Origin of the sequence: Bellilinea caldifistulae (assembly GCF_001306055.1) — a bacterium.
In the GTDB taxonomy this organism is placed as follows: Bacteria; Chloroflexota; Anaerolineae; order Anaerolineales; family Anaerolineaceae; genus Bellilinea; species Bellilinea caldifistulae.
This window is the reverse complement of sequence record NZ_LGHJ01000015.1, coordinates 50,426-75,235: the sequence shown is the minus strand read 5'-3', so window position 1 is coordinate 75,235 and position 24,810 is coordinate 50,426. Positions and strand designations below refer to the sequence as shown.

Here is a 24,810-nt window from a genome sequence, read left to right as displayed (position 1 = left end):
TAAAGGAGGAAAAATCAACATGCAGCCCATTCTTTCTCAACTGGAACGCCTGCTGCGTTCCCGCAAATTCTGGGCGCTGATTGCCGCCCTGGTGACCATCGCCGCCGGTTGGAGCAGCGGCGAATTGAACGGCTGGCAGGCCGTTCAGGGCGTCATCGCCGCCCTGGCGGTCTACTCCACCGGCGTCGCCATCGAAGATGCCGGCCGCAGCCCGGAGCCGCGCCGATGAATCAGCGCCCCAGGCAGCCCTCCCGGCCTGATCGGTCGCCGGCCGCGGCAGAACTCCCGCCGTCCATCCAGCTGGCCTGCCGCGCCCTCGGATTGGAACTGCCGCCCCTCGCTTACCGTTCGGACGGCAGCGGCGGGTGGACGATCATCGCCGCCGACGGGCGCAAATTCCACTGGAATGCGGAGACCCGCCCATGAACACCACCAGCAGCCTGATTACCGAACTGCGTCTGATTCTGCGCGACCTGCCGGCGGTCATCTGGAGCGAGGCCGAACTGACCCACGCCCTGCGCCAGGCCTACCACGACCTGCTGGCCGCCAGCGGTGAGGACTGGCTGATCAACGGACTGGACGGCGAGACCAACCCGACCACCCTGCCGCCGATTCTCGCCAGCCTGCTGCTGCGCGGCGCGCTCGGCTACGCCCTGCTGGGGCGGGCAGCCGAACGGCTGGACGCCTTCGATTTTCACGCCGGGCAGCAGGCCGCCGCACTGACCACCGCCCGCATCCTGCTGGATCACTTTCAAAAAGGGCTGGCCGGCCTGAACCGCTACCGCCTGCGCCGCCTGCAATCAGCCGAAAACCCGCCCTACCCGCCCGCCGAAGACCCGCTACAGCCCGGCTGGCCGATGGAGTAACCGCCATGTTTTCCCTCAGCATCATCCTGCCCGATTCGCCCGCCTGGGTGTTGCAGTCGAGTGTCCCCCAGCCGCCGTTGGAGGGCCTGCGCTGGCTGGAACAGCACCCATCCCAGGACGGCGGGGAAGTGATCGAGTGCGCCGTGCTGGGACTGCATGGGGCGGGCATCCGCGAGTGGCTGGAAGGCTTGCAAGCAGTCCTGGCGGCGGTGAGCCGGACTCCCTTTGCCGTGCTGGAACGGCGGATTGAGCCGGCAGATGAGCCGCTTTACGCCAGTTTGTACGAAGGCTGGCTGGAAAGCGACCCGCTCAACCAGAGACCGGCGCGCGGCGGTTACAGCCTGCGCCTGTACCTGCGCCGGGCCGCCGACTGGCGTAAACCGGCCGCCGCCCTGCCGCTCACCAATGCCAACGGCGTTCAACGCGAAACCGGGCTGGCGGTGTACAATCACCACGACGGCGACCCCGCTCACCAGAACTTTGCCGATATCCGCGCCGCCGACCTGAGCGGCGGCCAGCCCGCCCCCCTCAGCCTGCGCCTGCGGTTGCTCGAACCGATGGGGGAGACTCTTCGACAGGTCATCCTGGCCGCCGGCAGTCGCCTGACCTGGGGCGGCGAGGCTTTTCTCCACTCGCTGGAGGGGGAGAGCGCCGCAGCCGGGCCCGACTGTACCGCCAGCAATGTGCTGAACAGCGGTGCTGCCAGCGGCGGGGCTTACCGCCGGGTGCAATGGACGCGCTCCGATTCGGCCAGCCTGCTGCGCTGGACGCTTTCGGCTGAGCGGCTGGGGTTTTGTGCCGGGCGGCTGTTCCGTCCGGTGCTGCGGCTCTTCAGTCCGCCGCCGGAGGGGGTCTACCTGCGCTGGCGGCTGCTGGACGGGAATGCCAATCCGCTGGAAGAAAGCCCGGATGTCGCAGTCCAAACCCAGCGCTCCCTGCAAGTGACCGGTGGCCTTCACCTGCCGCCGGGCTGGCTGCCGCAGATCACCCCGGCCGCGCTCACACTCGAACTGCGCGCCGAAAGCCGCGATACCAGTTTGAAAACGCTGGAGGTGGATTTCGTTCACCTGCTGCCCACGGAGGGCTGGCTGGAATTGCACGCCCTCAACGGCGCCTCGGCGAGCGAGGTCTGGGTGGACGGCGAAAGGCAGATAGCGTACAGTCGTTCTTCCGCCGGGGAAACCGCCTTCACCCACGCCCTTACCGGCAGCCCGCTCCATTTGCTGCCCGGCAGCGATTACCGCCTGTACCTGCTGTGGGAAACCGAAAGCGGCGCACCGCTCACCAGCCGCTGTGAGGTGCAGGCCTTCTACGCCCCGCGGGTGAAACTGCCATGAACGAACCGCTCACCATTCGGTGGTTTTTGCGGGACAATACCCCCAGCCTGCCGCCGCCTTTCCCTATCCGGGTCGAACGGCTGGTGTGGGAAGAACCGGGCGGCGCCGCCGTTGCCGTGCTGCGCGCCGATTGTGGCGCTTGCTCGCTCCTGGATGCGGCTGAATGGGCCGCCGATGCGCTGCGCCGCCCGCTGATCCTCTACTCGCCTGCCGGGGAAGCCTGCTGGAACGGCTTTATCGGACGGGTGGAAATTCTCAACGGCGCGGCCGGGCTGTACTTTGACCTTTCCCATCTCGCCAACCGCGTGGCAGCGGTCTACAGCCCGCTGGTCAATGAGCCGCCCTTCACCGCCCGGCGCACCCGCAGCGACTGGGTGGAGGACCGCCTCAGCCAGAGCCGTTACGGGCGCAAGGAACGCCTGCTGCACCTGAACGAGGAACAGCCGGAAAGCCTCCTGGCTGCCTGCCGGGCCGCCTTGCAGGGCAGCGCCCTGCCGCAGGGGCAGGCGTTCCTGCCGGCGCGCCCCTCGCCCCCGGCAATGCGCCTGATCGGGCGCGGCTGGTTCAGCACCCTCAACTGGGCTTACCTGCGGGTAGGTGGCGGGGTGGAGGGCTTTGTGGAGGCCGCCCAAACCACGCAAACGCTGGGGCGCTCGGCCACCAGTGATGCCCTGCTGGCGCAAAGTTTTCAAACCGCCGATGGACCGCTTTACCTGCTGGAAGCCGGGCTGAATCTGAGGCGCAGCGGCACGCCGGGCGATGAGATCACCCTGACGGTGTGCGCCGATCAGAACGGCGTGCCCGGCGCCGGGCTGGCTTCCGTCGGTTTACCGGCCGCTCTGATCAGCAGCGGGCGGATGTGGGCGCGCTTCCGCTTCGAGCAGCCGCCCCTCTTGCAGGCTAACACGCCTTACTGGCTGCGCATCGGGCGCAGCGGCGCGCTCAACACCAGCCATTACTACATCCTCTATCGCGAAAGCGGCGATCCCTACCCGCGCGGCAAGATGCTCCAGTGGAACGGCTCGGCCTGGGTGGACACCTCCGGCGGGCTGACCGACCTCAATTTTTACATCTCTGCCGGGCAAAGCCGCCGGACGCGCGTGCTTGAGCTGTGCGCTGCTCCTGCCGGCGGGCAGTTCCTCCGCAGCGTTCACCTGCGCGCCGAACTGGACGGGGTGGTTCCCTTTGCAGACGAGGGACTGCGTCCGTGCGGCGAGGTTTTGCTTGACCTGCTCAGCCGCGGGGATACCCAAGGCCGGCGGCTGCGAGCGCTGGTCAACGCCGAGCGCGACCTGATCATCGAGCCGCTGCCGCCCGAAGACAACCCCGCCTGGCTGCTGGGGATGGATGGACGGCTGACGGCTCTCAGCGGACGGCCGGCCCGCCTGGGTGAGCCGCTGACCGGCGAATGGGCGCGGCTTTCGGGCGGCGGTGCGGCGCGCCCGCTGTTACTGCGCCGGGTGGTGTGGACGCCGCAGGCCGGCCTGCGGGTGAGCGCCGTCGGCGGGGAGCCAGCCTTCCCCCTGTCCCGGTCATAAGGAAGCCACACCCGCCCTGACTTTGGCACAGGGCGGGTGAGAAATTCCACCCTCCCGTCTCCCCCAAAATCGCAAACGATTTTGGGGGAGACGCAGGTGGGTGCCTTGCGGGAGATTGCCACGCCGCCGTCCAAAATCATCGGCAGGGTTGAAGTGACATAACAAAACTGAAAACCCAAACAAACCGCGAATTTGTTAGAATGAAGTTTGCAGGAAAATTGTTTTCAGTAAAATTTCGCCGGAGGTGAAACGGCGGGGTGCGGAGGTTGAGCATGATGGGAAGAAACGCACGCAAAGCGGGACTGCGCCGTCTGCTGCAGACGCTGATTGTCGTCCTGCTGCTGCCAACGCTGGTGGTCAGCGCGGACGCAGAAACTCAACTGGGGACAACCTATTTGCTTTCACACGGCTTGCCTAACGAGGTGGGTAAACCTTATGGGCTGGGGAAAGACGGTAATTCCCTCTACACCAGCCTATCGTGGGACGATACAAGCGCCGCGGTCGTATTCGCATCCAGCGCAAGCAATCTCAACCTTGACGGCGGTAGCGACAACGACGGCGATGTCTTCTGCGTCAATGAACTCACCAATCAGCTGCGCGGCTGTTTTGATATCTTTCTCCAATTTTCCGACACGCCGTCGAATCCCTTAATCAAGATCACAAATTATGCTTCTTCAGAAAATCTGGATGGGGATGCTGTCTTCCCCACCGTGTCGAGAGATGGCAAGTACATCGTGTTTCAGTCCTCGGCCGAATATTCGGGCTACGATCAACCCGGCCAAAAAGAAGCGGATATCTTTTTCACTTTTACCGATAAAACAAAACGGGAAACAAATGGCCTCTTCCGGGTATCCGCAACTCCGTCAGGCCAAGGCGATGCCGGTTTCCATTCCGGCAATGTGGAATGCGCCTTAAGCGGGTCAACGCCGGTTTGTTCAACCCAACCAAACGGCACTGTCAAAGCCAAACTCTCCCACCCCCATCCGGTCGCTGATGCGACGTTCATCTCCAGCCAGGGGGTGTATGTGGTTTTTGAATCCATGGCGGATCTGGGCGAAAACAGCAACGATTACGTCAAGGACATCTTCATCCGGCAGGTAACCGACGTTGGAGAAAATCTTACTCAGGAGTTTGTGCATACCCTGCTCAGCCGCGGCTGCGGCGGAGCGCCGGCCAACGGCGATTCCTACCACCCCGTCTTCGTGCCGGGGACAAACGGGCGCTACGTGGTCTTCGTTTCCCGCGCCACCAATCTGGATTGCAGCGTTCCCGCGGAAAATTACCCGCCCGACAACCCCAACGCTCCCCTCCACCAGCGGCGCGCCAACATCTTCCTGCTCGACCGCGACAATGGCTCGATCCGCCTGATCTCGAAAAACACCAGCGGTTTACCGGCTAACGGCGCCTCCGAATACCCGGCGGTGACCTACGACCCCGGTCAAGACAAACTGTATGTCGCCTTCCAATCATCCACTAACGACCTCATCAATCTGTCCTCCCCTCGGACAGTGACTCGGATTTACCTGTACCAAGCCGAACTCAACGAGGGCAATTTATCAAATCCGTCAATCCAGCTCATTTCGGTGAGACCGGATGATAAGCCCACAGAGGGACCGTCCTATCACCCGTCCATTTCCGAGGACGGACGGATTGTTTCCTTCACCTCATATGACGACCAGCTGGTTGAAGGCGACCTGAACAACGCCTGTGTGATTCAAAATCTGGAAGGTTGGACAAGCAACAACTGCCCGGATATTTTTGGACGCAACTGGCAGGCCGACCAAACCTGGCGCGCTTCTCTGACGGCAGGCGGTCAACCGCCGGAACTCAACTCCAACTTCAGCTCGTTGAGCGCCACCGGCCGCTGGGTTGCTTTCTCCTCCGGCGCGGATATGCTCTCGGAAGGTGAAGCGGCCGCTTACCAGCAGGTCTATCTGCGCGATCAGGGCAACCCGCCCGGCAACCCCAACATCCAGCCCTCTTTCCACGATTTTGGTGTTGTTGAATACGACAGCGAACCTGAAAAGCTCTTTAATGTCTATTTCTTCGGATTGAATGGAGGAAGTGTCACCGTAACCGGGGTGGATATCAACCTCAATAAATGTGAAGTCGCCGATGAGCGAGATTGCTTTGAAGTCATTGATAATGAATGTAACGGTCCTCGAAATGACAATACTTTTTGTACTTTTAAGGTACGCTACCGCGCCCCGGCTGTCGAACAATCCTTACAACGCGGCAAAGTCCGATTTTCCTTTATACAGGATGCTACCAATATACAGGATGCTACCAATCTTTTCCTGGAAGTTGGTCTGCGGGCAGCAACGCCCTTTTACCAGCCCGATTTGCTCGAACCCGAAGCTCAAACGGTTTACTACAACGGCGATCCCAACTACCGAGAGATTGTCGTCAAAAATAAGGGAAACGTCCCCGAAACATTCAACATAACCTTGACGTTCGATAAAATTTCCCTGTGGGTGACCGATTTACAGGGCAATCCAATCACGCAGGTCGGTCCGCTCCAGCCGAATGAAGAGCGCACCCTGCTGCTGTGGGCCAAGTCCGGAGATTGGGGGCAGAGCAACGAGGAATATGTGGAAGAAGGGCAAATCGAGCTGTCTTCTGTCACTAATACGGCTAAGTCTGTGACACAGGATATCGAAACAACCTCGCTGGTGAAACGCTACCAGCCGACCGTTGAAACCTTCAACCCGTTGGAGTGGAATCTTGATTTCAACACAACCGCCTTCTTCACCTTCACCGTGCGCAACGACGGCAATATCGGCGACACCTTCACCGTCTCCTTTGCGAACAACGAATTCAGCCTGTGGCTCGACCCGGCCGATGCCTCTAAAATCACCAGCCTGCCGCCCGGCGAATCGGCGGATGTGCGGGTGTGGGTGCGCGCCACCCAGCCGAATCACACTGACGACGACATCCACGTGATATTCACCTCGCAGGGCGATCCATCCAAGAAGGACGAACGCACCGTGCAGGTTACCTCCGGACCGGCCTACATCTACCTGCCGCTGGTGCGCAAATAAAGCCAGCCGGTTTGCCCCGACCCTCTCCCCCGCCGGATGCAGCCCGCCGATGGCGGGGGAGAGTCTTTCTCCCGCCAGCGGCGGGCGGATCAACTCCACGGGGTTAATTTGTTCCACATCAAAGCCGCCGGGGGAATTCTGCGGTATCCTTGACAGATGGAGGAACAACCCCTATGGAAAAAACCCCAACCGAAGTCTGGAATGTGGCCGAATTAATCGAAGTTCAACCGCAGGCGGTCGTCAGCCGCACGCTGATCAATCAGAAAAGCGGCACGGTCACCCTGTTTGCCTTTGACGGCGGGCAGGGGCTGAGCGAGCATACCGCCCCGTATGATGCTCTGGTGCAGCTGCTGGAAGGCGAAATGGACATCCACATCGCCGGGCAGCCCTACCGCCTGCACGGCGGACAGATGCTGCTCATGCCGGCCGGCCAGCCGCACGCCCTCAAAGCCAACCAACCGGCTAAAATGCTGCTGATCATGATCCGCGCCGCCCCCGGTGACTCGCAATGACATGCCCTTTTTAACGTCACTTCGAACGCAGGGACACTTTACAGTGCAGGGGAGTCTCCCGCCCCCCTGCAACAGCCTTGCGGGAGATTGCCACGCCCATGGTATATTTTGATTGGGTCATCGGACTATTTTCATTATCCCCAACTTCGGTTAATATAAAACTATCCACATTGACCAAAGGAGGATTTTTCAAATGGGCGTCAAACTGACCTGGTTTGGACATGCTGCCCTCGGTCTGGAAACGGGCGGCTATCGTTTGCTGGTGGATCCGTTCCTGAGCGGCAACCCGGCTGCCAGCGCCTCGCCGGAAAGTGTGACCGCCGACTTTGTGCTGATCACCCACGGGCACGGCGACCACGTCGGCGATGCGGTGGAGATCGCCAAACACAGCAACGCGCTGGTCATCAGCAATTTTGAAATTTGCAACTGGATCGCCAAACAAGGGGTTAAGACTCACGCCCAGCACCTGGGCGGCGGTTTTCACCACCCGTTTGGCTACCTCAAATTGACGTTGGCGCTGCACGGCTCGGCTTTGCCGGATGGCAGTTACGGCGGCAACCCGGCCGGCTTTCTGCTGACGACCAATGAGGGCCAGAAAATCTACCTGGCCGGGGACACCGGTTTATTCGGCGATATGCGCCTGATCGGCGAAGAGGGCATTGATCTGGCGGTACTGCCAATTGGGGATAACTACACCATGGGGCCGGCGGATGCCCTGCGAGCAGTCAAATTGATCTCCCCCCGGCACGTCGTCCCGATTCATTACGACACCTTCCCGCTGATTGCCCAGGACGTTCAGCGCTGGGCGCAGCAGGTCGAGCAGGAGACCGGCAGCCGGGTTCACATCCTCAAACCGGGAGAAAGCCTGAGCCTGTAAGGGCGGCTCGCGGCGACGGATACGCGGTTAATGTCATGTCGAGCGAAGCGACACTTGCACCGCACTGCGTACGGTGCAGTGCAGGTGGACATCTCCCGCACTGCGTACGGTAAAGGGCAGGTGAGAATCTCCGCCCAGCCTCCGCAACGGCCTAGCCGGAGATTGCCGCTCTCGCTGCGCTCGCTCGCGGCGACGGATACCCGTAAACGTCATTCCGAACGAAGTGAGGAATCTCCTGCCCTGCTTTGCGGGAGATTGCCACGCTCGCTGTGGGGGAGCAGGGAGAAAAACTAGATGATTGAAAGCAAGGGCAATGGCTTACCCTGAAACACTTAGTTTCGATAAATCGTCTCAGAACAACGGATTGAAACTAACACAAAGCAGCAAGCAACCATTCAACCACCGCCGTAAGTGAATAAAGTAGATCGTAGTGATTCACCTGGCCACCAGTCGTGATTCATGCCACAGTCAGCCTGGCCACCGCAGTCAGCCTGGCCACCAGTCGTGAATCATGCCACAGTCAGCCTGGCCACCAGTCGTGAATCATGCCACAGTCAGCCTGGCCACCAGTGGTGAATCATGCCGCAGTCAGCCTAGCCACCAGTCGTGATTCATACCACAGTCAGACTGGCCACCGCAGTCAGCCTAGCCACCAGTCGTGAATCATGATTCAGAACCAAAGGTAAGTTCGGCGGGCTAATCAAGGTAGGGTTTTCGTGCGTTCGCTCCGCTCCGCTTCACTCACGCACAAAACCCGCCCGCCTCACGGCGTCCTTTGCTACCGCCCTTGCCCTCCGGGCTGCGGGCTAGCAAATGTCCGCCATTGAAAGCTTGCGCCCTGTGGGGGGCAAGCCCCCCACAATGCGCTTGCCCCCTGCGGGGGCAAAGGGTAGGTCAAGCCTCCGCCCGCAAAGCTCCGCTTGCGGGCTTCGGCTTCACGTTGATAGGCCGGCACAATCCAAAGGCAAAACACCGATCTGCCAGCAAACATTTACCAGACCAGCATTATTAGCCGCCCCAGTCAGACTGCGCAAATATGCAGAATACGCCAAAACAGTACGCCGACTAATGCCAAGGGCACAAGCAATTTGGCCAGTCGTGTAACCCTGCGCAATCAACGCCAATACCTGACGTTGCCGCTTGCTAAACTCAATCCGGCTAATGCGTGCATCCACTGGGCTTTACCTCATCCCAAACCTTATTCCCGACTTTCTCACCCATTATCAAAATCAGACTTTCCCTATCCAGCCGGCCCAAACAATCAAGCACATCAGCAAAAAAATAAGCAACGTTGAAAGCAGGGATATTACCCCGCCCCCTTGCCTCTCTCATTAGGTCAACCTGTGCCGCATAAAGAACAGCAAGGTTTTTAACCGCATCATCCAAACCATCACATTTGCCAAACATGCTTCACCTCGAAAAATGGGAATAGACGAACAATATCAATAATCTAGCACAACCCCCATATATGGCACAAGTGACAATAGACACCACCACATATAGTGGTAAAACTCCATAGGGCTTACACCTTGCGGAAACACAAGAACCCGCAAAGGACAAGCCCTATTCTTGACAAGGTAAGGGGCGGGTTCAAACGCCGTTGCTCCGCTCCGCAATCGGCTAAACCCGCCCCAAAAGCAATTCCGCTCAGCGGGCAAAGCCCGCCTCGCTCTGCCCCCCCGCCTCAGTCCCCCGCCCCCCCAGGGGGGCTTCCCCTTGCAAAGCCTCGCATTCGCTCGCTTGTTGCTCGCTCATAATCGCTCGGCTTTGCGCCTCACGCCAAGAACGGGACGGGCTACGCTCACCGGCGGGCTAACGCCCGCCGGTCTGCGCTTCGCCCTGCGGCGGGCTACGCCCGCCGCCCCGTTCTGATTGCCTCGCTCGCTGCGCTCGTAAAGAATGACGTAAACCGCTCCGCAACGGCCCTGCCGGAGACCGCCACGCTCGCTGCGCTCGCTCGCGGTGACGTATAAGCGGTTAATGTCATGTCGAGCGTCAGCGACACTTGCACCGCACTGCGTACGGTGCAGTGCAGGTGGACATCTCCCACACTGCGTACGGTAAAGGGCAGTTGAGAATCTCCTGCCTTGCTTTGCGGGAGATTGCCACGCTCGCTGCGCTCGTAAAGAATGACGTATACGCGGTTAATGTCATCCCGAACGCAACGGCGTTCTTGCCCCCTCGACGGAAGGGGTCACTTCAAATCGCGCGGCCGCCAGAGATTTTCCAACCCGGCAATGATCTGAGGCGTCAGCGCGCTCCACGAACGCACCGGCACTTTCAGGTAAGCAATCGCACTGGTGGGCAAGCAGTCGAGGTGGTCGGTCAGCAACTGCAGCAGGCTTTCCAGACCGGGGTTGTGTCCGATCACCAGCACGGTCTGCAGGCGATCATCCTCATCTTTCAGGTCACGCAGGGCTTCCAGATAGGCTTCCGGTTCCCCAAGATACAGGCTTTGGATGTACACAATTTCACCCTTGTACCCGCACTTTTCGGCAACCAATTCGGCGGTGCGGCTGGCGCGGACGGCGGTCGAAGAGAGGATCAAATCGGGAACAAGGTTTTTGTCCTTGAGCAGTTTTCCCATTCGGGGGGCGTCTTTTTCGCCACGTTTGCTCAACGGACGTTCAAAGTCGGGCATTTCTCCTTCTTTGAAACTGGACTTGGCATGCCGCATGAGGAGCAGATTCTTCATAATTCCTCCCACAGGTTGATTCAACCGGCGTGTATGTGGGTTCGTGTTGATAAAAATTAGTATAACACAGCGGGGCAAGAGATTGAAGGTTTGGTCAATTGTTAAAAAAAATTTAGTGGATGGACATTTCGCTTCCGGGAAAAGACCCACAAGATAACTAAATAATCTTGAAAAAATATAAAAATAATTCAATTTACTATTGACAAAATTAAATTATCAATTAAAATAATTGCAGATAAACATGGCAAAATTCAAGCCAGAACAGTTTGACCGAACGATCCAACAGGAGGAAGCATGAATCCCATTCTCAACCGCTGTCCGGTGTGCTCATCGCAATTACTCGTCACCCGGTTGTATTGCGCCCAATGTGACACCACCATTGAAGGACATTTTCACCCGTCGGCCAACCCCTTTGCTCCGTTGAACAGCGAGCAGTTGCAATTTTTGCTGACCTTCATTCGCTGCGAGGGCCGGTTCAACCGCATGGAGGAAGAATTGGGGCTCTCCTATCCCACCCTGCGCAACCGCTTCAACGAAGTTCTGCGGACGCTGGGGTTTGAACCGGGACGTGAAGAAACCCCGGTGCGCCTGACCGCTGAGGATCGCCTGCGCATTCTGGACGAGCTGGCGCAGGGGTTGATCACGCCGGAAGAGGCTCACCAGCGGCTGCTGGGTAAACGTGAGGAAACGGCTTGAAAGGCCGGAAAGGAAAAGGTGTAGCATGGCAAACGCCGAAGAACGCTTGAAAATTCTCCAATTATTGCAGGAAGGAAAAATCACCGCCGATCAGGCTGCCCGTCTGCTCGAAGCGCTGGAGACCGGTTCGGCTCAGGTAAAAGGCGCTCCGCGCCCGCCCGTTCCGCCCACCCCGCCGGGAAGCGCCGGACGCTGGCTGCGGGTGCGCGTGACCGATACCGACACCGGCAAGACGCGCGTCAACGTGCGCCTGCCGCTCAATCTGGTCGCTTCCGGCATCCGCATGGGAATGCGCTTTGCCCCCGAAATTGAAGGACTGGATGTCAACGAATTGATGGCTTTCATCCAATCCGGCGAGAGCGGACATCTGGTAGATGTCTACGATGACGAAGACGGCGAACACGTCGAGGTGTACATCGAATAATGCCGCTTGTTTTGCGGCGGCGTCCCAAAGCACCGGACAAAGCCGGTAGGCGACGCCGTTCGAAGCAGGCATGGCTGGGATATAAAGGTTCTTTTTCATGCAAATTTTGGAACAGAAAACTCCCTCTCACTGGCTGCGGATTTTCATCCCCATTTGGGTCGGGCAGGTCTTTTCCCTGCTGGGCAGCGGACTGGTTCATTTTGCGCTGGTCTGGTGGATGACCGAGAAAACCGGCTCGGCTGCCGTGCTGGCGAGCGCCTCGCTGGTCGGATTGCTGCCGCAGGTCTTCCTTTCTCCGTTTGCCGGCGCGCTGGTGGACCGCTGGAACCGTCGCTGGGTGATGGTCGCCGCCGATGGTTTGGTTGCCCTGGCAACCGTTGGACTGGTTGTTTTATTTGCCAGCGGACAGGTGCAATTGTGGCATGTCTATGTGGCTCTGTTCATCCGCTCACTCGGCGGCGCATTCCACTGGCCGGCCATGCAGGCTTCCACCTCGCTGATGGTGCCCCAGCAGCACCTTGCGCGCATTGCGGGGGCCAATCAGGCGTTGAACGGTCTGATCAACATCGGCGCGCCGCCGCTGGGCGCGTTGTTGATCGCCACCTTGCCCATCTTTCAGGTGCTGGCCATTGATATTGTGACCGCCGGGCTGGCAATTCTGCCGCTTTTATTCATCGCCATCCCCCAGCCCGTCCGTCAAGATGCCCACCTTGCGGTCACGCCGAAAACGGTATGGGCAGATGTGCGCGGCGGTTTCCGCTATGTGGTTTCGTGGCCGGGAATTTTCACCCTTCTGCTCATGGCGGCCATGGTCAACTTCTTGCTCAGCCCCGGCTCGGCTTTCATGCCGCTGCTGGTAACCCGCCACTTCAACGGCGGCGCTTTGCAGCTGGCGTGGATGCAATCGGCTTGGGGGGTGGGGGCAGTGGCGGGCGGCCTGCTGCTGAGCGCCTGGGGCGGTTTTCGGCGCAAGATCATCACTTCCATGCTCTCCCTGATGGGAATCGGCGTCGGCGTGTTGATCACCGGGGCAGCCCCGGCCTGGGGCTACTGGATTGCGTGGAGTGGCATGTTGATTTCCGGCATCATGAACCCGCTCACCAACGGCCCGTTGTTCGCCCTGCTCCAATCCAAAATTGAGCCGCACATGCAGGGACGGGTTTTTACTCTGGTCAACAGTCTGGCACAGGCGATGATGCCGTTGGGAATGATGATCGGCGCGCCGGTGGCGGAGTTGCTCGGGCTGCGGGCGTGGTATCTGTTCGGCGGTGGGATGTGCCTGCTGATGGGTTTCATCGGCTTAACCGTCCGGATGATCAACACGCTGGATGATCAGCAGCCCGGCGGGAAGATCATCGTGGCAGCTGCCGAGCCGTCTATCGCAACGGATTAATCCTCCTTCAATTTTTTTCTTACGCTACCGGGGCAGAACGGACACCTGCCCCGGCATGCCGTTAAGGAAGAACCTTAACAATTCTCTAATCATTTTCTTATCTTGTTGTAGTAGGATAGCATCCGTCAAAAACCCCACATTCTTTACATCTTTGCACAAAAGGAGTGAAGAAGTATGAAGCGTCTGCTGCCGATTTCACTGGTTTTGCTGCTGATTGCTTTGTTCGTGCTACCGCTTCCGGTGCAGGCTCAGGATGAAACCCCTGCTGCCGGGCTGACCATCTCTACCACCTACCCAAGCCAGATCATCGGCTTTGGCGAAGTGGTCACCCTCACCCTTAAGCTGCGTGCAGACAGCCCGCAAATGGTCAATCTGGAAATGGCGGGGCTGCCGGAAGGCTGGGAAGCCAGTTTCCGCGGCGGCAACCGGATTGTGGATGCGGTCTACCTGGATGGCGAAACCACCGTCAATGTGGATGTGCGCATCGAACCGCCCGCCAACCCCGAAGCCGGTAAATACACCATGAAGGTGGTGGCAAAGGGCAAAACCCAAACCGCCGAAATACCCATCATCCTGACGGTCAAGGAAAAACTGCCCCCGCGCCTTTCGCTGGACATGGACGGACTGCCGATTCAGCGCGGCACACCCAGCACCACCTTCCGCTACACCGTGACCCTCAAGAATGAAGGTGGTGAAGACCTGACCGTTGCCCTGTCGGCCGATCAACCGACCAACATGCAGGTACGCTTTGAATCGGCTGGCCAGACCGTCACCGAAATTCAACTGGCGGCCAACGAAAGCAAGAACCTGACGGTCGTCGCCGAACCGCTCATCACCCTCGAAGCCGGGCGTTACCCCTTCAAAATCTACGCCCGCGCCGGTGATGTGGAAGCCAGCATGGATCTGGCTGCCGATGTGATCGGTGAAGGGCGTCTCTCCATCACCACCCCCGATGGGCGGCTTTCCGGTCAGGCGACTGCCGGACAGGACAATCCACTCAAGATCATCCTCAAGAACACCGGTACGGCTGCGCTGCGCGGCATTCAACTCAGCTCCATTGAACCCAGCGGCTGGTCGGTTACCTTTGAGCCCAAGGAAATCGTCGAAATCCCCGCTGGCCAGCAGGTGGAAGTCACCGCCACCATCAAACCTGCCGAAAAAGCGGTTGCCGGTGACTACCTGCTGACCATCAACGCTCGCCCGGTGGACAGCAAGCAGCAATCCGCCGAGTTCCGCATCACCGTGGTGACCTCGACCCTGTGGGGTGTGGCTGGCATTGCCCTGATTGCGGTGGCGGTAGCGGCGGTGGGCATGGCGGTTTCCCGCTTTGGGCGGCGCTGATCCTCGCTTCCCGATTTCTTTCTCTGTGGAGGTGAGTATGAGCGAGACCGTCCTTGAAACCCGCGACCTGACCAAAAAATACAACTCCTTCGTGGCGGTTGATCATCTCAACCTGCAGGTTCAGGCTGGCGAGGTGTTCGGTCTGCTCGGTCCCAACGGTGCGGGGAAGACCACCACCATCCTCATGCTGCTGGGCCTGACCGAGCCGACCTCCGGCTCGGTGCGGGTGCTGGGACTCGACCCCACCCGCCAGCCGCTCAGCGTCAAATCGCGGGTTGGCTACCTGCCCGATCAGGTCGGTTTTTACGACGAATTGACCGCCCGCGAAAACCTGACCTACATTGCCCGTCTGAACCCCATTCCCACTCCGCAGCTGCCGGCGCGCGTGGATGAGGCCCTCCAACGGGTCGGCCTGCGCGAGGTGGCGGATAAACGGGTGGGCACCTTCTCGCGCGGTATGCGCCAGCGGCTGGGCGTGGCGGATGTGCTGATCAAAAATCCGCGCCTGATCATCATGGACGAGCCCACTTCCGGTCTGGACCCCGAGGCTTCGCTGGAATTTCTGGAAATGATCCGCGCCCTCAAACGGGAAGGCATCACCATCCTGCTTTCCTCCCACCTGCTCTATCAGGTGCAGGCGGTCTGCGACCGGGTAGGCCTGTTCCACAAGGGCCGCATGGTACTGCAAGGCACGGTCAACGAACTGGCCGAGCGGGTGCTGGGCGGAGCCTACCGCATTCAGTTGCAAGCCGAAGGCGACCCGCAGGCCATTCAGAGTGCTTTACAACGGGTGGACGGCTTCCGCAACATCCGTCAGACGGGTGAGAACCTGTACACGATGGAAGCCGCCCGCGACCTGCGCCCGGAAGCCGCTCAGGCGGTTGTCCAGGCCGGCGGGCGTTTGTACAAACTGGATGTGCAGACCCAAAGTCTGGAAGAGATTTACAGCGCCTACTTCAAGGAGGTGGAACATGGCACAGTCCAATCCAGCCGTGTCCGCTAAACCGCAAAGCGCCAGCCGCCCCGTTCGCGAAGGATCGCCGTGGAAGGGCATGTGGGCGGTGGTTGGCAAAGAGATGGCCGACCACCTTTCCAGCGCGCGCATGGTGGTACTGGAAATTCTGGTCGTCCTGGCGGCGATTGGCTCGATTTACGTAGCCACCCAAAACATCAGCCAGAATGTCAGTCAGGACCGCTTCCTCTACCTGCGCCTGTTCACCACGGCTCAAGATCCGCTGCCGGCTTTTGCGGCGCTGCTGGCCTTCTTCATCCCGCTGGTGGCCATTGCCCTGGCGTTCGACTCGGTCAACAGTGAATTTAGCCGGCGCACCCTCTCACGGGTGCTGGCTCAGCCAATCTATCGCGATGCCCTGCTGATGGGAAAGTTTCTGGCGGGGCTCTTCACCCTGGCGCTGGTATGCACGGCCCTCTGGCTGCTGATCTTCGGCTTGGGCATTTTACGCCTGGGGGTTGCCCCCGGCGGTGAAGAGGTGGGACGCGCCCTGTGGTTCCTGGTGGCCACCATCTTCTACGGCGGAATCTGGCTGGCGCTGGCGATGGTCTTTTCGGTGATCTTTCGTCAACCGGCAACGGCTGCGCTGACCTCAACCGCGGTGTGGTTGTTCTTCACCGTGTTCTGGAACATCATCGCCGGTCTGCTGGCGCAATCGCTCAGCCCAATTCGCTTTGGAACGCTGGGCGAACTGCTGGCACAGGCCAACCTGCAACTGGCACTGGCGCGCTTTTCCCCCAATACCCTGTACGCCGAGACAATGATTGCCCTGCTCAACCCGGAGACTCGTTCGCTGGGCATTTTACTGCCGACTCAGATGGAAGGGGCTATTTTGGGTTCGCCTCTGCCGCTTTCCCAATCGGTGGCGCTGATCTGGCCGCAGCTGACCGGTCTGATTGCCGCGACCATCGTCCTGTTTGCACTGGCTTACATCCTCTTTCAGCGGCAGGAAATCCGCGCCTGAACCGCTTTTGTACCCTTCCCCCAATTTCGGACCGCGAAATTGGGGGAAGGGATTGTTTAAGGGGTTTTATGTCGCTGCGATCGAGCGCAAGCGAGTGTGGCAACCCCCCGCAAGGCCGTCGGGGGGATGATACCCACACCTGCATAGAAAAATATCCCCCGACGAACGTAAAAAGGACTTTTTACCCCATCCAGATGCGCAAAACCGCCAGAGCAGTGAACACCAGGGTCACGCCCACCGCTACCAGCGCCACCCGCCGGCGGCTGCGCTGATTCACCAGACTGACGCCGTTGAAATCGGCCTGCACCGTCCAAATCGGCCCGGCCGACCAGGCAAAGGCCAGCCCGCCGATCAGCCCGCCCAGGTGTCCCCAGTTATCAATGCCCGGCGAAGTACCCAGCAACAGGTTAATCGCCGCAATCATCAGGGTTGAGGTCAGCAGGCTGCGCGCATTGCGAATCAGCTGGCGGTTCTGGTAAAGAAACACCGCCTGGGCAGCCAGCAGACCGAAGATGGCCGTGGAAGAACCCAACGAGGGACGGGGTGTCATCATAAAAGAAATGACATTTCCAGCGTAACCGGAGATCAGGTAAAGCAGCAGGAAGCGGATGTGACCGTAGTAGCGTTCCAGATTGCTGCCAAAAATGAACAAGGCATACATGTTGAAGGCAATGTGCAGGATCGAGCCGTGCAGCCACATCGGCGTAATCAGCCGCCAGTACTGCCCGGCGGTAATCAACGGGTTGACTTTGGCGCCATAGGCCGCCAGCAAATCCGTGCCGAAGGTGGTCTGGGTCAACAACTGCCCCAAAAAGGCCAGCACACAGGTGGCAATCATAAAATAAGTCACGTAAGGCGGTTCCGAAGTCGGCCGCCGGAAGATGCGTACCGGCCCGCTGGGCGGGGGTGGCGGATATTCGTCATTATCGTACGGAGTGTAAGGTGTGTTATTCATAACGAATAGGTTCGGGGTTTTACTTTGAGATGTTCGGCGGTGAGGATCGCCAGGATTTGTTCGATGGTCTTTTCCAGTTGACCATCCGCGTTGACCACCGCGTATTCAAACTCGTTCAACCGCTTCATTTCTTCCCGGGCGGTTTCGATGCGCTTTTTCAGGGTTTCCGGGGTTTCGGTATGGCGGGCAGCCAGACGCGCTTCCAGTTCCTCCATGCTGGCGGGCAGCAGAAAAATCATCACCGCTTCGGGGAACAACTGACGCAGCCGGGCAGCCCCCTGCACATCCACCCGGAAGATGACATCCTTGCCGCTCTGCATCGCATCGGTGACTTCGCGCCGGGGAATGCCCTTGTAATCATCGTACACCCGCGCGTACTCAATCAATTCATGATTGCGAATCATCTCCTCGAAACGCTGCGTGCTGACAAAGTGGTAGTCCACACCGTCCACCTCTCCAGCGCGCGGTAGACGGTCGGTAGCAGTCACCACCACATGCAGGGGCAGGTTGCGTCGTTTGAGTTCCTGAATCACGGTATCTTTGCCGACCCCCGAAGGGCCGGAGATGACCACCAGCAGCGGACTTTGACCGGGCAGCAGCGAGACGGGCGAATGCGCCATGGGGGTTTAATTTCTCCTGTGGGTAGAGGCTCTTACGGTTTTCTTACATTGGGTTGATTATAATAGAGAAATTGAACTCTTTGATGAGTGGAGTGTGAGAATGCCTGCCTACGAGTATCGCTGTCTGGACTGCCGTAAACGCTTTGAAGTCTTCATGTCCTATTCCGAATATGGCACGCGTGCGGTAACCTGTACCCATTGCGGAAGCGCCCGTGTTCAGCGGCGCATCGGCCGGATTCGGGTTGCCCGCTCGGACGAGAGCCGCCTGGAAAGTCTGGCAGACCCGGATAATCTGGCCGGTTTGGAAGACGACCCCCGCACGCTGGGGCGCATGATGCGTCAGATGAAGAGCGAACTGGGCGAGGACATGGGGGATGTGTTCGATGAGGTGGTCGACCGGCTCGAAAAGGGTCAATCGCCGGAGGATATTGAGCGCGACCTGCCCGAACTGGGCAGCGACGAGGGCGGCGACTTTGGCGGAATGAGCGATTTGGACTGATGGGGTGACTTCACGGTTCGAGCATGGCGGTCAGCGCTTCGTAAGAAGTGACCCACGCAATCCGGTTGATAAACACGGCCAGCGAGGGGCTTTGGGCGCGCAAAGCGCGCACCGCCGCAGGGACGGGGTCTTCTCCGGCCGCTCCGCCGGGCTGATCGGCGTAGGCGCCGTAAAAGGCAAAGTAAGCCTGATTCAGCCGCCGGATGCGGTAGCCGTTCTCCCAAAAGACACGCCGGCGCTGTTCCATGTAGTTTTCTGCCTCCTCGATCTTCCCTTCTGCCAGCAGAGCATCTACCGTCACGCGCGTTTCGCGCATCTCGGCCCGAAAGTCGAAAGCAGGCGGTTCTTGCGGCTGCGACGGCCGGAGCGGAGGAGATGGCGGCGCCGGCGGGGGAACCTTCTCTGGATAGAAGCGTTCGATCAGCGCCGCCCCAATCTCTTTCCCGGCAATCGAGGCGGTTGTTTCGTTGATGGTGCGCATCTCCGGCGAGGCGTAGTACAAAGCCCCCAGCGGGCGCAGGGTGAGCGTGTTGTGAATCCACTCGTGGGCAATCACCTCGGCCAGCCAGTTCAAATCGGTGGTACTCATCACCATGGTCGGGTAGGTGCCCACCCCGCCCACCGGCACCACCAGCGCCGAAACATTCAACCCCTGTTCGACTTGTCGTTCCAGTTGTACAATTTGATCCAGCGAGAGATCGGCAACCAGCGAGATGTCGGCATCCTGCCGAATCACCTCACGCGGCGAAACGATCAACGCATACGGCAAACTGGTGACATGATAGAGCGGCGGCGGGATGGGTTGACCGCCCAGCCCCAGCCCCAAATCGGCAACTACCAGACTCAGCTGGTACTGCATCACCGACTCCGCCAGCGGCGCAAGGCGTTGGTTGATTTCTATAGTCAGGGATTCTTGCTCGGCCAGCAAGCCGGCCGCAGCCTGTTCGGGGTTGAGAATGTTGGGATCAGCGTAAAGGGCGTTGATCTCGCTGCGCACCTGATTGAGCCGTTCAACCCTTTCCAGATAGCGCAGCACAACCTGACGCTGCTGTTCGATGCTCAAAAAGCGCGGCAGGTTGAGGGCAGCCTGCTGCTGTTTCAGACGCAAGGCGTCCAGCGTCCAGGAAACATAATCAAATTCCATCCAGCGGGTAAAGCGGCGCACGCGCTCGACCGGATCGGCGGTGTTGTACTCGCTGCGAACCTGAACAAGGGCAAACACCACCAGGATCAACAGGTTACGCAGGATCAATCGCAGACGATTCGGGATCATTGCGCGGAATTATACCCGATGGTTATGCACGCCCCTGAAAACAAAACCCGAACGTGATAGACTCGTATAAAGATTGTAGAAAGGTAGTATTGCTATGAAGAGGAAAACGGTCATCTGGATCATTATCGGTGTGGTTGCAGCCATTGCTGCCTACTTTGTCTACCAGTCCTATCAGCAGGCTCAGGCTGCCCAGAATTCGGCTTTTCAGACCGAACTGGTGCGGCGGGGTGAATTGACCGCACTGGTGGGTGCCACCGGCACCGTCCGCGCCAATCAGACGGCCGTGCTGGTCTGGCAAACCAGCGGTCAGGTGGGGCAAGTACTGGTGGAAGTCGGCCAGCAGGTCGCTCAGGATGAGGTGCTGGCCGAGTTGAAGAAAAGCTCCCTCCCCCAATCGTTGATTCTGGCAGAAGCCGATCTGGTCAACGCCAGGAAGGCGCTGGAAAACCTGCTGGAATCGGATGTTGCCCGCGCTCAGGCCCAGTTGAATCTGGCGCAGGCGCAGGAAGCCTACAAGAAAGCCAAAGATCAACGTGCCAGTAAAGATTATCAACGCGCCAGCCCCCTGACGCTGGACGAAGCCCGTACCAACCTGGAACTGGCCAAGATCGAGGCAAAAGAGGCCGAGCGAGTTTACGACATGTTCGACCACTTAGAGGTGGACAACCCGCAGCGTATGAACGCCTATTCGCGCTATCTGGCCGCCCAGCGCAATTTGCAGCGCGCTCAGGCGAATTTGAATTATCTGGAAAGCCTGCCGGATGCCCTGGAAGTGGAAAAAGCCGATGCCAATCTGGCAGTGGCAGAAGCCAACCTCAAAGAAGCCGAACGGGAATGGGAACGTCTGAAAGACGGTCCCGACCCGGATGACATCAAAGCCGCCGAAGCGCGCATTGCCGCAATCGAGGCTACCCTGGATCAGGTTCGGCTGCGGGCGCCGTTCGCCGGCACAATGACCGAGGTCAACATCAAACCCGGCGATCAGGTCAACCCCGGCACGCTGGCTTTTCGGATTGACGATCTTTCCCGCCTGCTGGTGGACGTGCAGGTGCCGGAAATTGACATCAACCGCATTCAGGTCGGGCAGCCGGCCCGGCTCACTTTCGATGCGATTCTCGGCAAAGAATATAGCGGCAGGGTGGTGCAGGTCGGCCGGGTTGGCACGGCGGTAGCCGGTGTGGTCAACTTTACCGTGACCATTGAACTGGCAGACGCCGATCAGGCCGTCCGACCGGGTATGACCGCCGCGGTCAACATCGTCGTGGATCAGATCGAAAACGCCCTGATCGTTCCCAACCGCGCCGTCCGCTTACGGGATGGTAAGCGGGTCGTTTACCTGCTCAAAGACGGGGCTGCTACCCCCGTGGCGATCACCATTGGCGCTATTTCGGATGCTTACAGTGAGGTGCTGGAAGGCGAAATTAAGGAAGGTGACGCAGTCATCCTCAACCCGCCAGCCCAGATTGAAGCCAATGGTCCGCCGCCCTTCGTCCGGAGGTAATCCGATCATGGAAGACTGGGTCATTCAGGCTACCGATCTTCGCAAAGTCTATAAAATGGGCGAGGTGGAAGTCCATGCGCTGCGCGGCGCAAACGTCAAAATCCGCCGCGGCGAGATCGTTTCGATCATGGGGCCTTCCGGTTCGGGTAAATCCACCCTGATGAACATCCTCGGCTGTCTCGACCACCCCAGCGGCGGGCAATACGTTCTGGATGGCGAGGATGTTTCACACCTCAACGATGATCAACTGGCGGTCATCCGCAACCGCAAGGTGGGGTTTGTGTTTCAGTCCTTCAACTTGCTGCCGCGCGCCTCGGCGCTCTCGAATGTTGAACTGCCCCTGCGCTACGCGGGGGTCACCCGCGGGCGCGCCGAACGCGCCAAACAGGCGCTGGAAGCGGTGGGACTGGGCGACCGCCTGCATCACCGCCCCACCGAACTTTCCGGCGGGCAGCAGCAACGGGTAGCCATTGCTCGTGCGCTGATCAACGACCCGGCCATCATCATGGCCGATGAGCCAACCGGCAACCTCGATTCGAAATCCGGCAAGGAAATCATGGAACTGTTGCTGCGGCTGAACAGCGAGCGCGGCACCACCGTGATTATCGTAACGCACGACCCCAAAGTGGCCGAACAAACCGGGCGAATTATTCGCCTGTATGACGGGCTGGTAGTGGAGGATGGGCTATGAACCTGGGACAGGCAATTCTCGAAGCGCTGGAAAGTCTGGCAGCCAACAAATTGCGTTCTGGCCTGACCATTTTGGGGATTGTCATCGGCGTGGCGGCGGTCATTGCCATGCTGGCAGTCGGCACCGGCGCGCAGGATACCATTACCGGTTCAATCAGCGGGCTGGGCAGTAATCTGCTGTTCGTGTTTTCCGGCAACTTCAACGAAGATGTCCGCAATCCCCAGCCGCTCACGCTGGGCGATGCCGAAGCGATTGGGGATGTCTTTCAGGCTCCCTCGGTGGCAGCGGTTGCTCCCGCCATTCAGAGTAACGCCACGGTCACTTTTGGTGGGGAGCAGACCCGCACGCAAATTACCGGCATCACACCCGAATACGAGACGGTGCGCAATTACCGCCTGCTGGAAGGTGAATTTATCAACAACGAACACCTGCTGGGGCGCGCCTCGGTGGCGCTGCTGGGGCCGGATGTCGCCGACCGTCTCTTTGGTCGGCGCGAGGGGATTGTCGGCGAGACCATCCGCATCGAGGGGCAGCCCTTCCGCGTGCTGGGCGTACTGGAGCCCAAAGGCGGCAGTTCCTTCGGCAGCCAGGATGACCTGATTCTGGTGCCGTTTACCACGGCTCAAAGTCGGCTCATCCGTCGAACTCGTGACCGGGTGGATTTGATTCTGGTGCAGGCAGTCAGCGCCGAGGCGGTGCCGCAGGCCACCGAAGAAATCGCTCAGATTTTGCGCACCCGCCACCGCACCGAACTGGGCGCAGATGACTTCACCATCTTCTCCCAACAAGATTTTGTGGCCACCGCTCAAACCATCACCGGCGTGTTGACCGTCTTTCTGGGCGGGATTGCCGCCATTTCTCTGCTGGTGGGCGGCATCGGCATCATGAACATCATGCTGGTCTCGGTCACCGAACGCACGCGTGAAATCGGCTTGCGAAAGGCCATCGGCGCGCGCAAACGGGACATTCTGATTCAGTTCCTGACCGAATCTTCGCTGCTTTCCCTGTTTGGCGGACTGATTGGGATTGGATTCGGCTGGCTGATTGCCTTTGTGGTTGGACAGGTAGCGGCGCGTTCCGGGACACCCTTCACACCGGTGGTCGGCATCAATGCCATTTTACTGGCGACCATCTTCTCGACCGCAGTCGGCTTATTCTTTGGGCTGTATCCCGCCAACCGGGCGGCCAATTTGGAGCCGGTCGAAGCCCTGCGCTACGAGTGAGCGCAATCAGCAGGCTTAACAGAAGCGTGGCGGTCTCCCGCAACGCCGTTGCAGAAGCAGCAGGGAAGCATTGACCAGCGGTTGCCCTTAAAAGCGCACCGGTAAAGCCTTCAAACCGCGAATTACGTAGGTGGGGCGGTACACCAGCAGCGCATCATCTGCCAGCCGCAGGCGGGGCAGGCGTTCCAGCAGGGCCTGAACCGCCACCTGCATCTCCAACCGCGCCAACGGTGCACCAACGCAGTAGTGAATGCCCAGCCCAAAGGTCAGGTGAGGGTTGTCGCTGCGGGTGATGTCAAAACCATGCGGATCGGGGAAGCGTGCCCCATCACGGTTGCCGGCCCCGTAGAGCAAAGCGACCTGTGTGCCGCGTTTCAAGAAAAAGCCCTTGTACTCCACATCTTCACGCACCCAGCGGCGAAACAGCTGCAAGGGGGTATCGTAGCGCAGCATCTCCTCCACCGCAGTTTTGATCCATTCCGGCGAGCGGCGCAGTTGTGCGTAGGAATCGGGGTGTTGGAAGAGCGCCAGCATCCCGTTGGTAATGGCATTGACGGTCGCCTCATGGCCGGCGTTGAGCAGCAGGATGCAGGTGGCAATCAGCTCGTCCTCACTCAATCGGCTGCCCTGCTCCTCAGCCGCCACCAGCGCGCTGATCAGGTCATCCTGCGGCCGCAATTTACGCTCTGCCGCCAGACCGCGCAGGAAAGCGGCAAACTCACTCACGGCGCGGTTGGCGTGGCGGGCATCCTCGGCGCTGGGGGAGAGTTCATACATCGCCACAATCCGATTCGACCACGGGCGCAGGCGGGAACGGGCTTCCTGCGGCACACCCAGCAAATCGGCAATCACCAAAACCGGCAGCGGCTCGGCAAAATCGGCCAGCAGGTCCATCTCACCGCGTTCCACAACCTCATCCAATAAGCGATGGGCGGCCTGTTCGATCAGCGGGCGTAGCGCCTCGACCCGTGCCGGGGTGAAGGCTTTGTTGACCAGCCCGCGCAGACGGGTATGGTCGGGGGGCTCTTTTTCCATCAAGGAGTTAGCGTGCAGCCAGCCGAATGGGGTTTGCGGATCGGGTTTGGGAGCCTCGTCCAGATCCCGTCCAAGCCGGCGGTCGCGCAGCAAGCTGACAATGTCCTCATAAGCGCTGAAAAACCACAGGTTCCACTCCGGGTCGAACAGGATCGGCCGGGCGGCGCGCAGCCGGTCGTAGAAGGGGTAGGGATCGGCAATGAATTGCGGAGAAAGCAGATCAATTCCCAAAGCGCGCAGCGAGTGAGACACGGCAACCTCCAATACAACCAAATTTACTCCAAATTATAACGAACCTGATGTGCAAAATTGGACTT

25 protein-coding genes are annotated in these 24,810 nt (G+C 59.6%); 18 read left to right on the top strand and 7 right to left on the bottom strand.

Annotation, left to right across the window (positions count from 1 at the left end; genetic code table 11):
* Positions 1-19: 19 nt before the first annotated feature.
* The 7 genes from AC812_RS09760 to AC812_RS09725 all read left to right on the top strand — a co-directional run bounded on the left by AC812_RS09760 (position 20) and on the right by AC812_RS09725 (position 8,171).
* On the top strand, positions 20-229 hold the full coding sequence (locus tag AC812_RS09760) for a hypothetical protein (protein WP_061913234.1): 210 nt from the start codon (positions 20-22) through the stop codon (positions 227-229).
* 193 nt (positions 230-422) lie between these two features.
* Positions 423-866 (top strand): hypothetical protein, encoded by a 444-nt coding sequence (locus AC812_RS09750; RefSeq protein WP_062158886.1) that lies wholly within the window; start codon positions 423-425, stop codon positions 864-866.
* A gap of 5 nt (positions 867-871) precedes the next feature.
* Positions 872-2,203 carry a hypothetical protein gene (locus AC812_RS09745; RefSeq protein ID WP_061913226.1) on the top strand — a complete coding sequence of 444 codons (1,332 nt, stop codon included), beginning with the start codon at positions 872-874 and terminating at the stop codon, positions 2,201-2,203.
* Complete coding sequence (locus AC812_RS09740; RefSeq protein WP_061913225.1) at positions 2,200-3,741, top strand: choice-of-anchor R domain-containing protein; 1,542 nt, start codon at positions 2,200-2,202, stop codon at positions 3,739-3,741. Before AC812_RS09745 ends, AC812_RS09740 begins: the two co-directional genes overlap by 4 nt.
* A gap of 272 nt (positions 3,742-4,013) precedes the next feature.
* Positions 4,014-6,782 carry a COG1470 family protein gene (locus tag AC812_RS09735; RefSeq protein ID WP_061913224.1) on the top strand — a complete coding sequence of 923 codons (2,769 nt, stop codon included), beginning with the start codon at positions 4,014-4,016 and terminating at the stop codon, positions 6,780-6,782.
* Positions 6,783-6,955: 173 nt separating this feature from the next.
* On the top strand, positions 6,956-7,294 hold the full coding sequence (locus AC812_RS09730) for a cupin domain-containing protein (RefSeq protein WP_061913223.1): 339 nt from the start codon (positions 6,956-6,958) through the stop codon (positions 7,292-7,294).
* A gap of 193 nt (positions 7,295-7,487) precedes the next feature.
* The gene (locus AC812_RS09725; protein ID WP_061913222.1) at positions 7,488-8,171 is read left to right on the top strand and encodes a metal-dependent hydrolase; all 684 of its coding nucleotides are present in this window, start codon (positions 7,488-7,490) and stop codon (positions 8,169-8,171) included.
* A gap of 935 nt (positions 8,172-9,106) precedes the next feature.
* On the opposite strand, the gene AC812_RS18460 is transcribed toward AC812_RS09725, so the two are convergent.
* Positions 9,107-9,346 (bottom strand): helix-turn-helix domain-containing protein, encoded by a 240-nt coding sequence (locus AC812_RS18460; RefSeq protein WP_082148891.1) that lies wholly within the window; start codon positions 9,344-9,346, stop codon positions 9,107-9,109.
* Complete coding sequence (locus AC812_RS17835) at positions 9,330-9,578, bottom strand: hypothetical protein (RefSeq protein ID WP_061913221.1); 249 nt, start codon at positions 9,576-9,578, stop codon at positions 9,330-9,332. Before AC812_RS17835 ends, AC812_RS18460 begins: the two co-directional genes overlap by 17 nt.
* Positions 9,579-9,887: 309 nt before the next feature.
* On the opposite strand from AC812_RS17835, the gene AC812_RS17605 reads away from it, so the two are divergent.
* The gene (locus tag AC812_RS17605; RefSeq protein WP_157235449.1) at positions 9,888-10,043 is read left to right on the top strand and encodes a hypothetical protein; all 156 of its coding nucleotides are present in this window, start codon (positions 9,888-9,890) and stop codon (positions 10,041-10,043) included.
* 322 nt (positions 10,044-10,365) lie between these two features.
* Here the strand turns inward: AC812_RS17605 and AC812_RS09715 are convergent, their stop codons facing one another.
* A complete protein-coding gene (locus tag AC812_RS09715) occupies positions 10,366-10,866 on the bottom strand; it encodes a SixA phosphatase family protein (RefSeq protein ID WP_061913220.1) in 501 nt (166 codons plus the stop codon).
* Between the two features lie 294 nt (positions 10,867-11,160).
* Between AC812_RS09715 and AC812_RS09710 the strand changes: the two genes are divergently transcribed.
* The 6 genes from AC812_RS09710 (at position 11,161) to AC812_RS09685 (ending at position 16,696) form a co-directional block, all read left to right on the top strand.
* Positions 11,161-11,562 (top strand): DUF2089 domain-containing protein, encoded by a 402-nt coding sequence (locus AC812_RS09710; protein WP_061913219.1) that lies wholly within the window; start codon positions 11,161-11,163, stop codon positions 11,560-11,562.
* A 25-nt stretch (positions 11,563-11,587) separates the two neighbouring features.
* Positions 11,588-11,986, top strand: a complete 399-nt coding sequence (locus AC812_RS09705; protein WP_061913218.1) for an SHOCT-like domain-containing protein — start codon at positions 11,588-11,590, stop codon at positions 11,984-11,986.
* Positions 11,987-12,083: 97 nt separating this feature from the next.
* Complete coding sequence (locus AC812_RS09700) at positions 12,084-13,379, top strand: MFS transporter (protein ID WP_062158884.1); 1,296 nt, start codon at positions 12,084-12,086, stop codon at positions 13,377-13,379.
* A 174-nt stretch (positions 13,380-13,553) separates the two neighbouring features.
* Positions 13,554-14,720, top strand: a complete 1,167-nt coding sequence (locus tag AC812_RS09695; RefSeq protein WP_061913215.1) for a COG1470 family protein — start codon at positions 13,554-13,556, stop codon at positions 14,718-14,720.
* Between the two features lie 37 nt (positions 14,721-14,757).
* A complete protein-coding gene (locus AC812_RS09690) occupies positions 14,758-15,723 on the top strand; it encodes an ABC transporter ATP-binding protein (RefSeq protein ID WP_061913214.1) in 966 nt (321 codons plus the stop codon).
* Positions 15,692-16,696 carry an ABC transporter permease gene (locus tag AC812_RS09685; protein ID WP_061913213.1) on the top strand — a complete coding sequence of 335 codons (1,005 nt, stop codon included), beginning with the start codon at positions 15,692-15,694 and terminating at the stop codon, positions 16,694-16,696. Before AC812_RS09690 ends, AC812_RS09685 begins: the two co-directional genes overlap by 32 nt.
* Positions 16,697-16,877: 181 nt before the next feature.
* Here the strand turns inward: AC812_RS09685 and AC812_RS09680 are convergent, their stop codons facing one another.
* Positions 16,878-17,651, bottom strand: coding sequence for a rhomboid family intramembrane serine protease (locus tag AC812_RS09680; protein ID WP_061913212.1), 774 nt, complete (start codon positions 17,649-17,651; stop codon positions 16,878-16,880).
* Positions 17,648-18,271, bottom strand: a complete 624-nt coding sequence (locus AC812_RS09675; RefSeq protein ID WP_061913211.1) for a guanylate kinase — start codon at positions 18,269-18,271, stop codon at positions 17,648-17,650. Before AC812_RS09675 ends, AC812_RS09680 begins: the two co-directional genes overlap by 4 nt.
* Positions 18,272-18,371: 100 nt before the next feature.
* Here AC812_RS09675 and AC812_RS09670 point away from each other — a divergent pair, with 100 nt between their 5' ends.
* Positions 18,372-18,770: an FmdB family zinc ribbon protein gene (locus AC812_RS09670; RefSeq protein WP_061913210.1), complete on the top strand. Its 399-nt coding sequence runs from the start codon at positions 18,372-18,374 to the stop codon at positions 18,768-18,770.
* Positions 18,771-18,780: 10 nt separating this feature from the next.
* Here the strand turns inward: AC812_RS09670 and AC812_RS09665 are convergent, their stop codons facing one another.
* Positions 18,781-20,043, bottom strand: a complete 1,263-nt coding sequence (locus tag AC812_RS09665; RefSeq protein WP_061913209.1) for a hypothetical protein — start codon at positions 20,041-20,043, stop codon at positions 18,781-18,783.
* A 94-nt stretch (positions 20,044-20,137) separates the two neighbouring features.
* Between AC812_RS09665 and AC812_RS09660 the strand changes: the two genes are divergently transcribed.
* From AC812_RS09660 to AC812_RS09650, 3 genes are read left to right on the top strand one after another with little or no spacing between them, the layout of a single operon-like run.
* The gene (locus tag AC812_RS09660) at positions 20,138-21,544 is read left to right on the top strand and encodes an efflux RND transporter periplasmic adaptor subunit (protein ID WP_061913208.1); all 1,407 of its coding nucleotides are present in this window, start codon (positions 20,138-20,140) and stop codon (positions 21,542-21,544) included.
* 7 nt (positions 21,545-21,551) lie between these two features.
* The gene (locus tag AC812_RS09655) at positions 21,552-22,235 is read left to right on the top strand and encodes an ABC transporter ATP-binding protein (protein ID WP_061913207.1); all 684 of its coding nucleotides are present in this window, start codon (positions 21,552-21,554) and stop codon (positions 22,233-22,235) included.
* Positions 22,232-23,458 (top strand): ABC transporter permease, encoded by a 1,227-nt coding sequence (locus tag AC812_RS09650; RefSeq protein ID WP_061913206.1) that lies wholly within the window; start codon positions 22,232-22,234, stop codon positions 23,456-23,458. Before AC812_RS09655 ends, AC812_RS09650 begins: the two co-directional genes overlap by 4 nt.
* Positions 23,459-23,545: 87 nt before the next feature.
* Here the strand turns inward: AC812_RS09650 and AC812_RS09645 are convergent, their stop codons facing one another.
* The gene (locus tag AC812_RS09645; protein ID WP_211261479.1) at positions 23,546-24,745 is read right to left on the bottom strand and encodes a cytochrome P450; all 1,200 of its coding nucleotides are present in this window, start codon (positions 24,743-24,745) and stop codon (positions 23,546-23,548) included.
* Positions 24,746-24,810 lie beyond the last annotated feature (65 nt).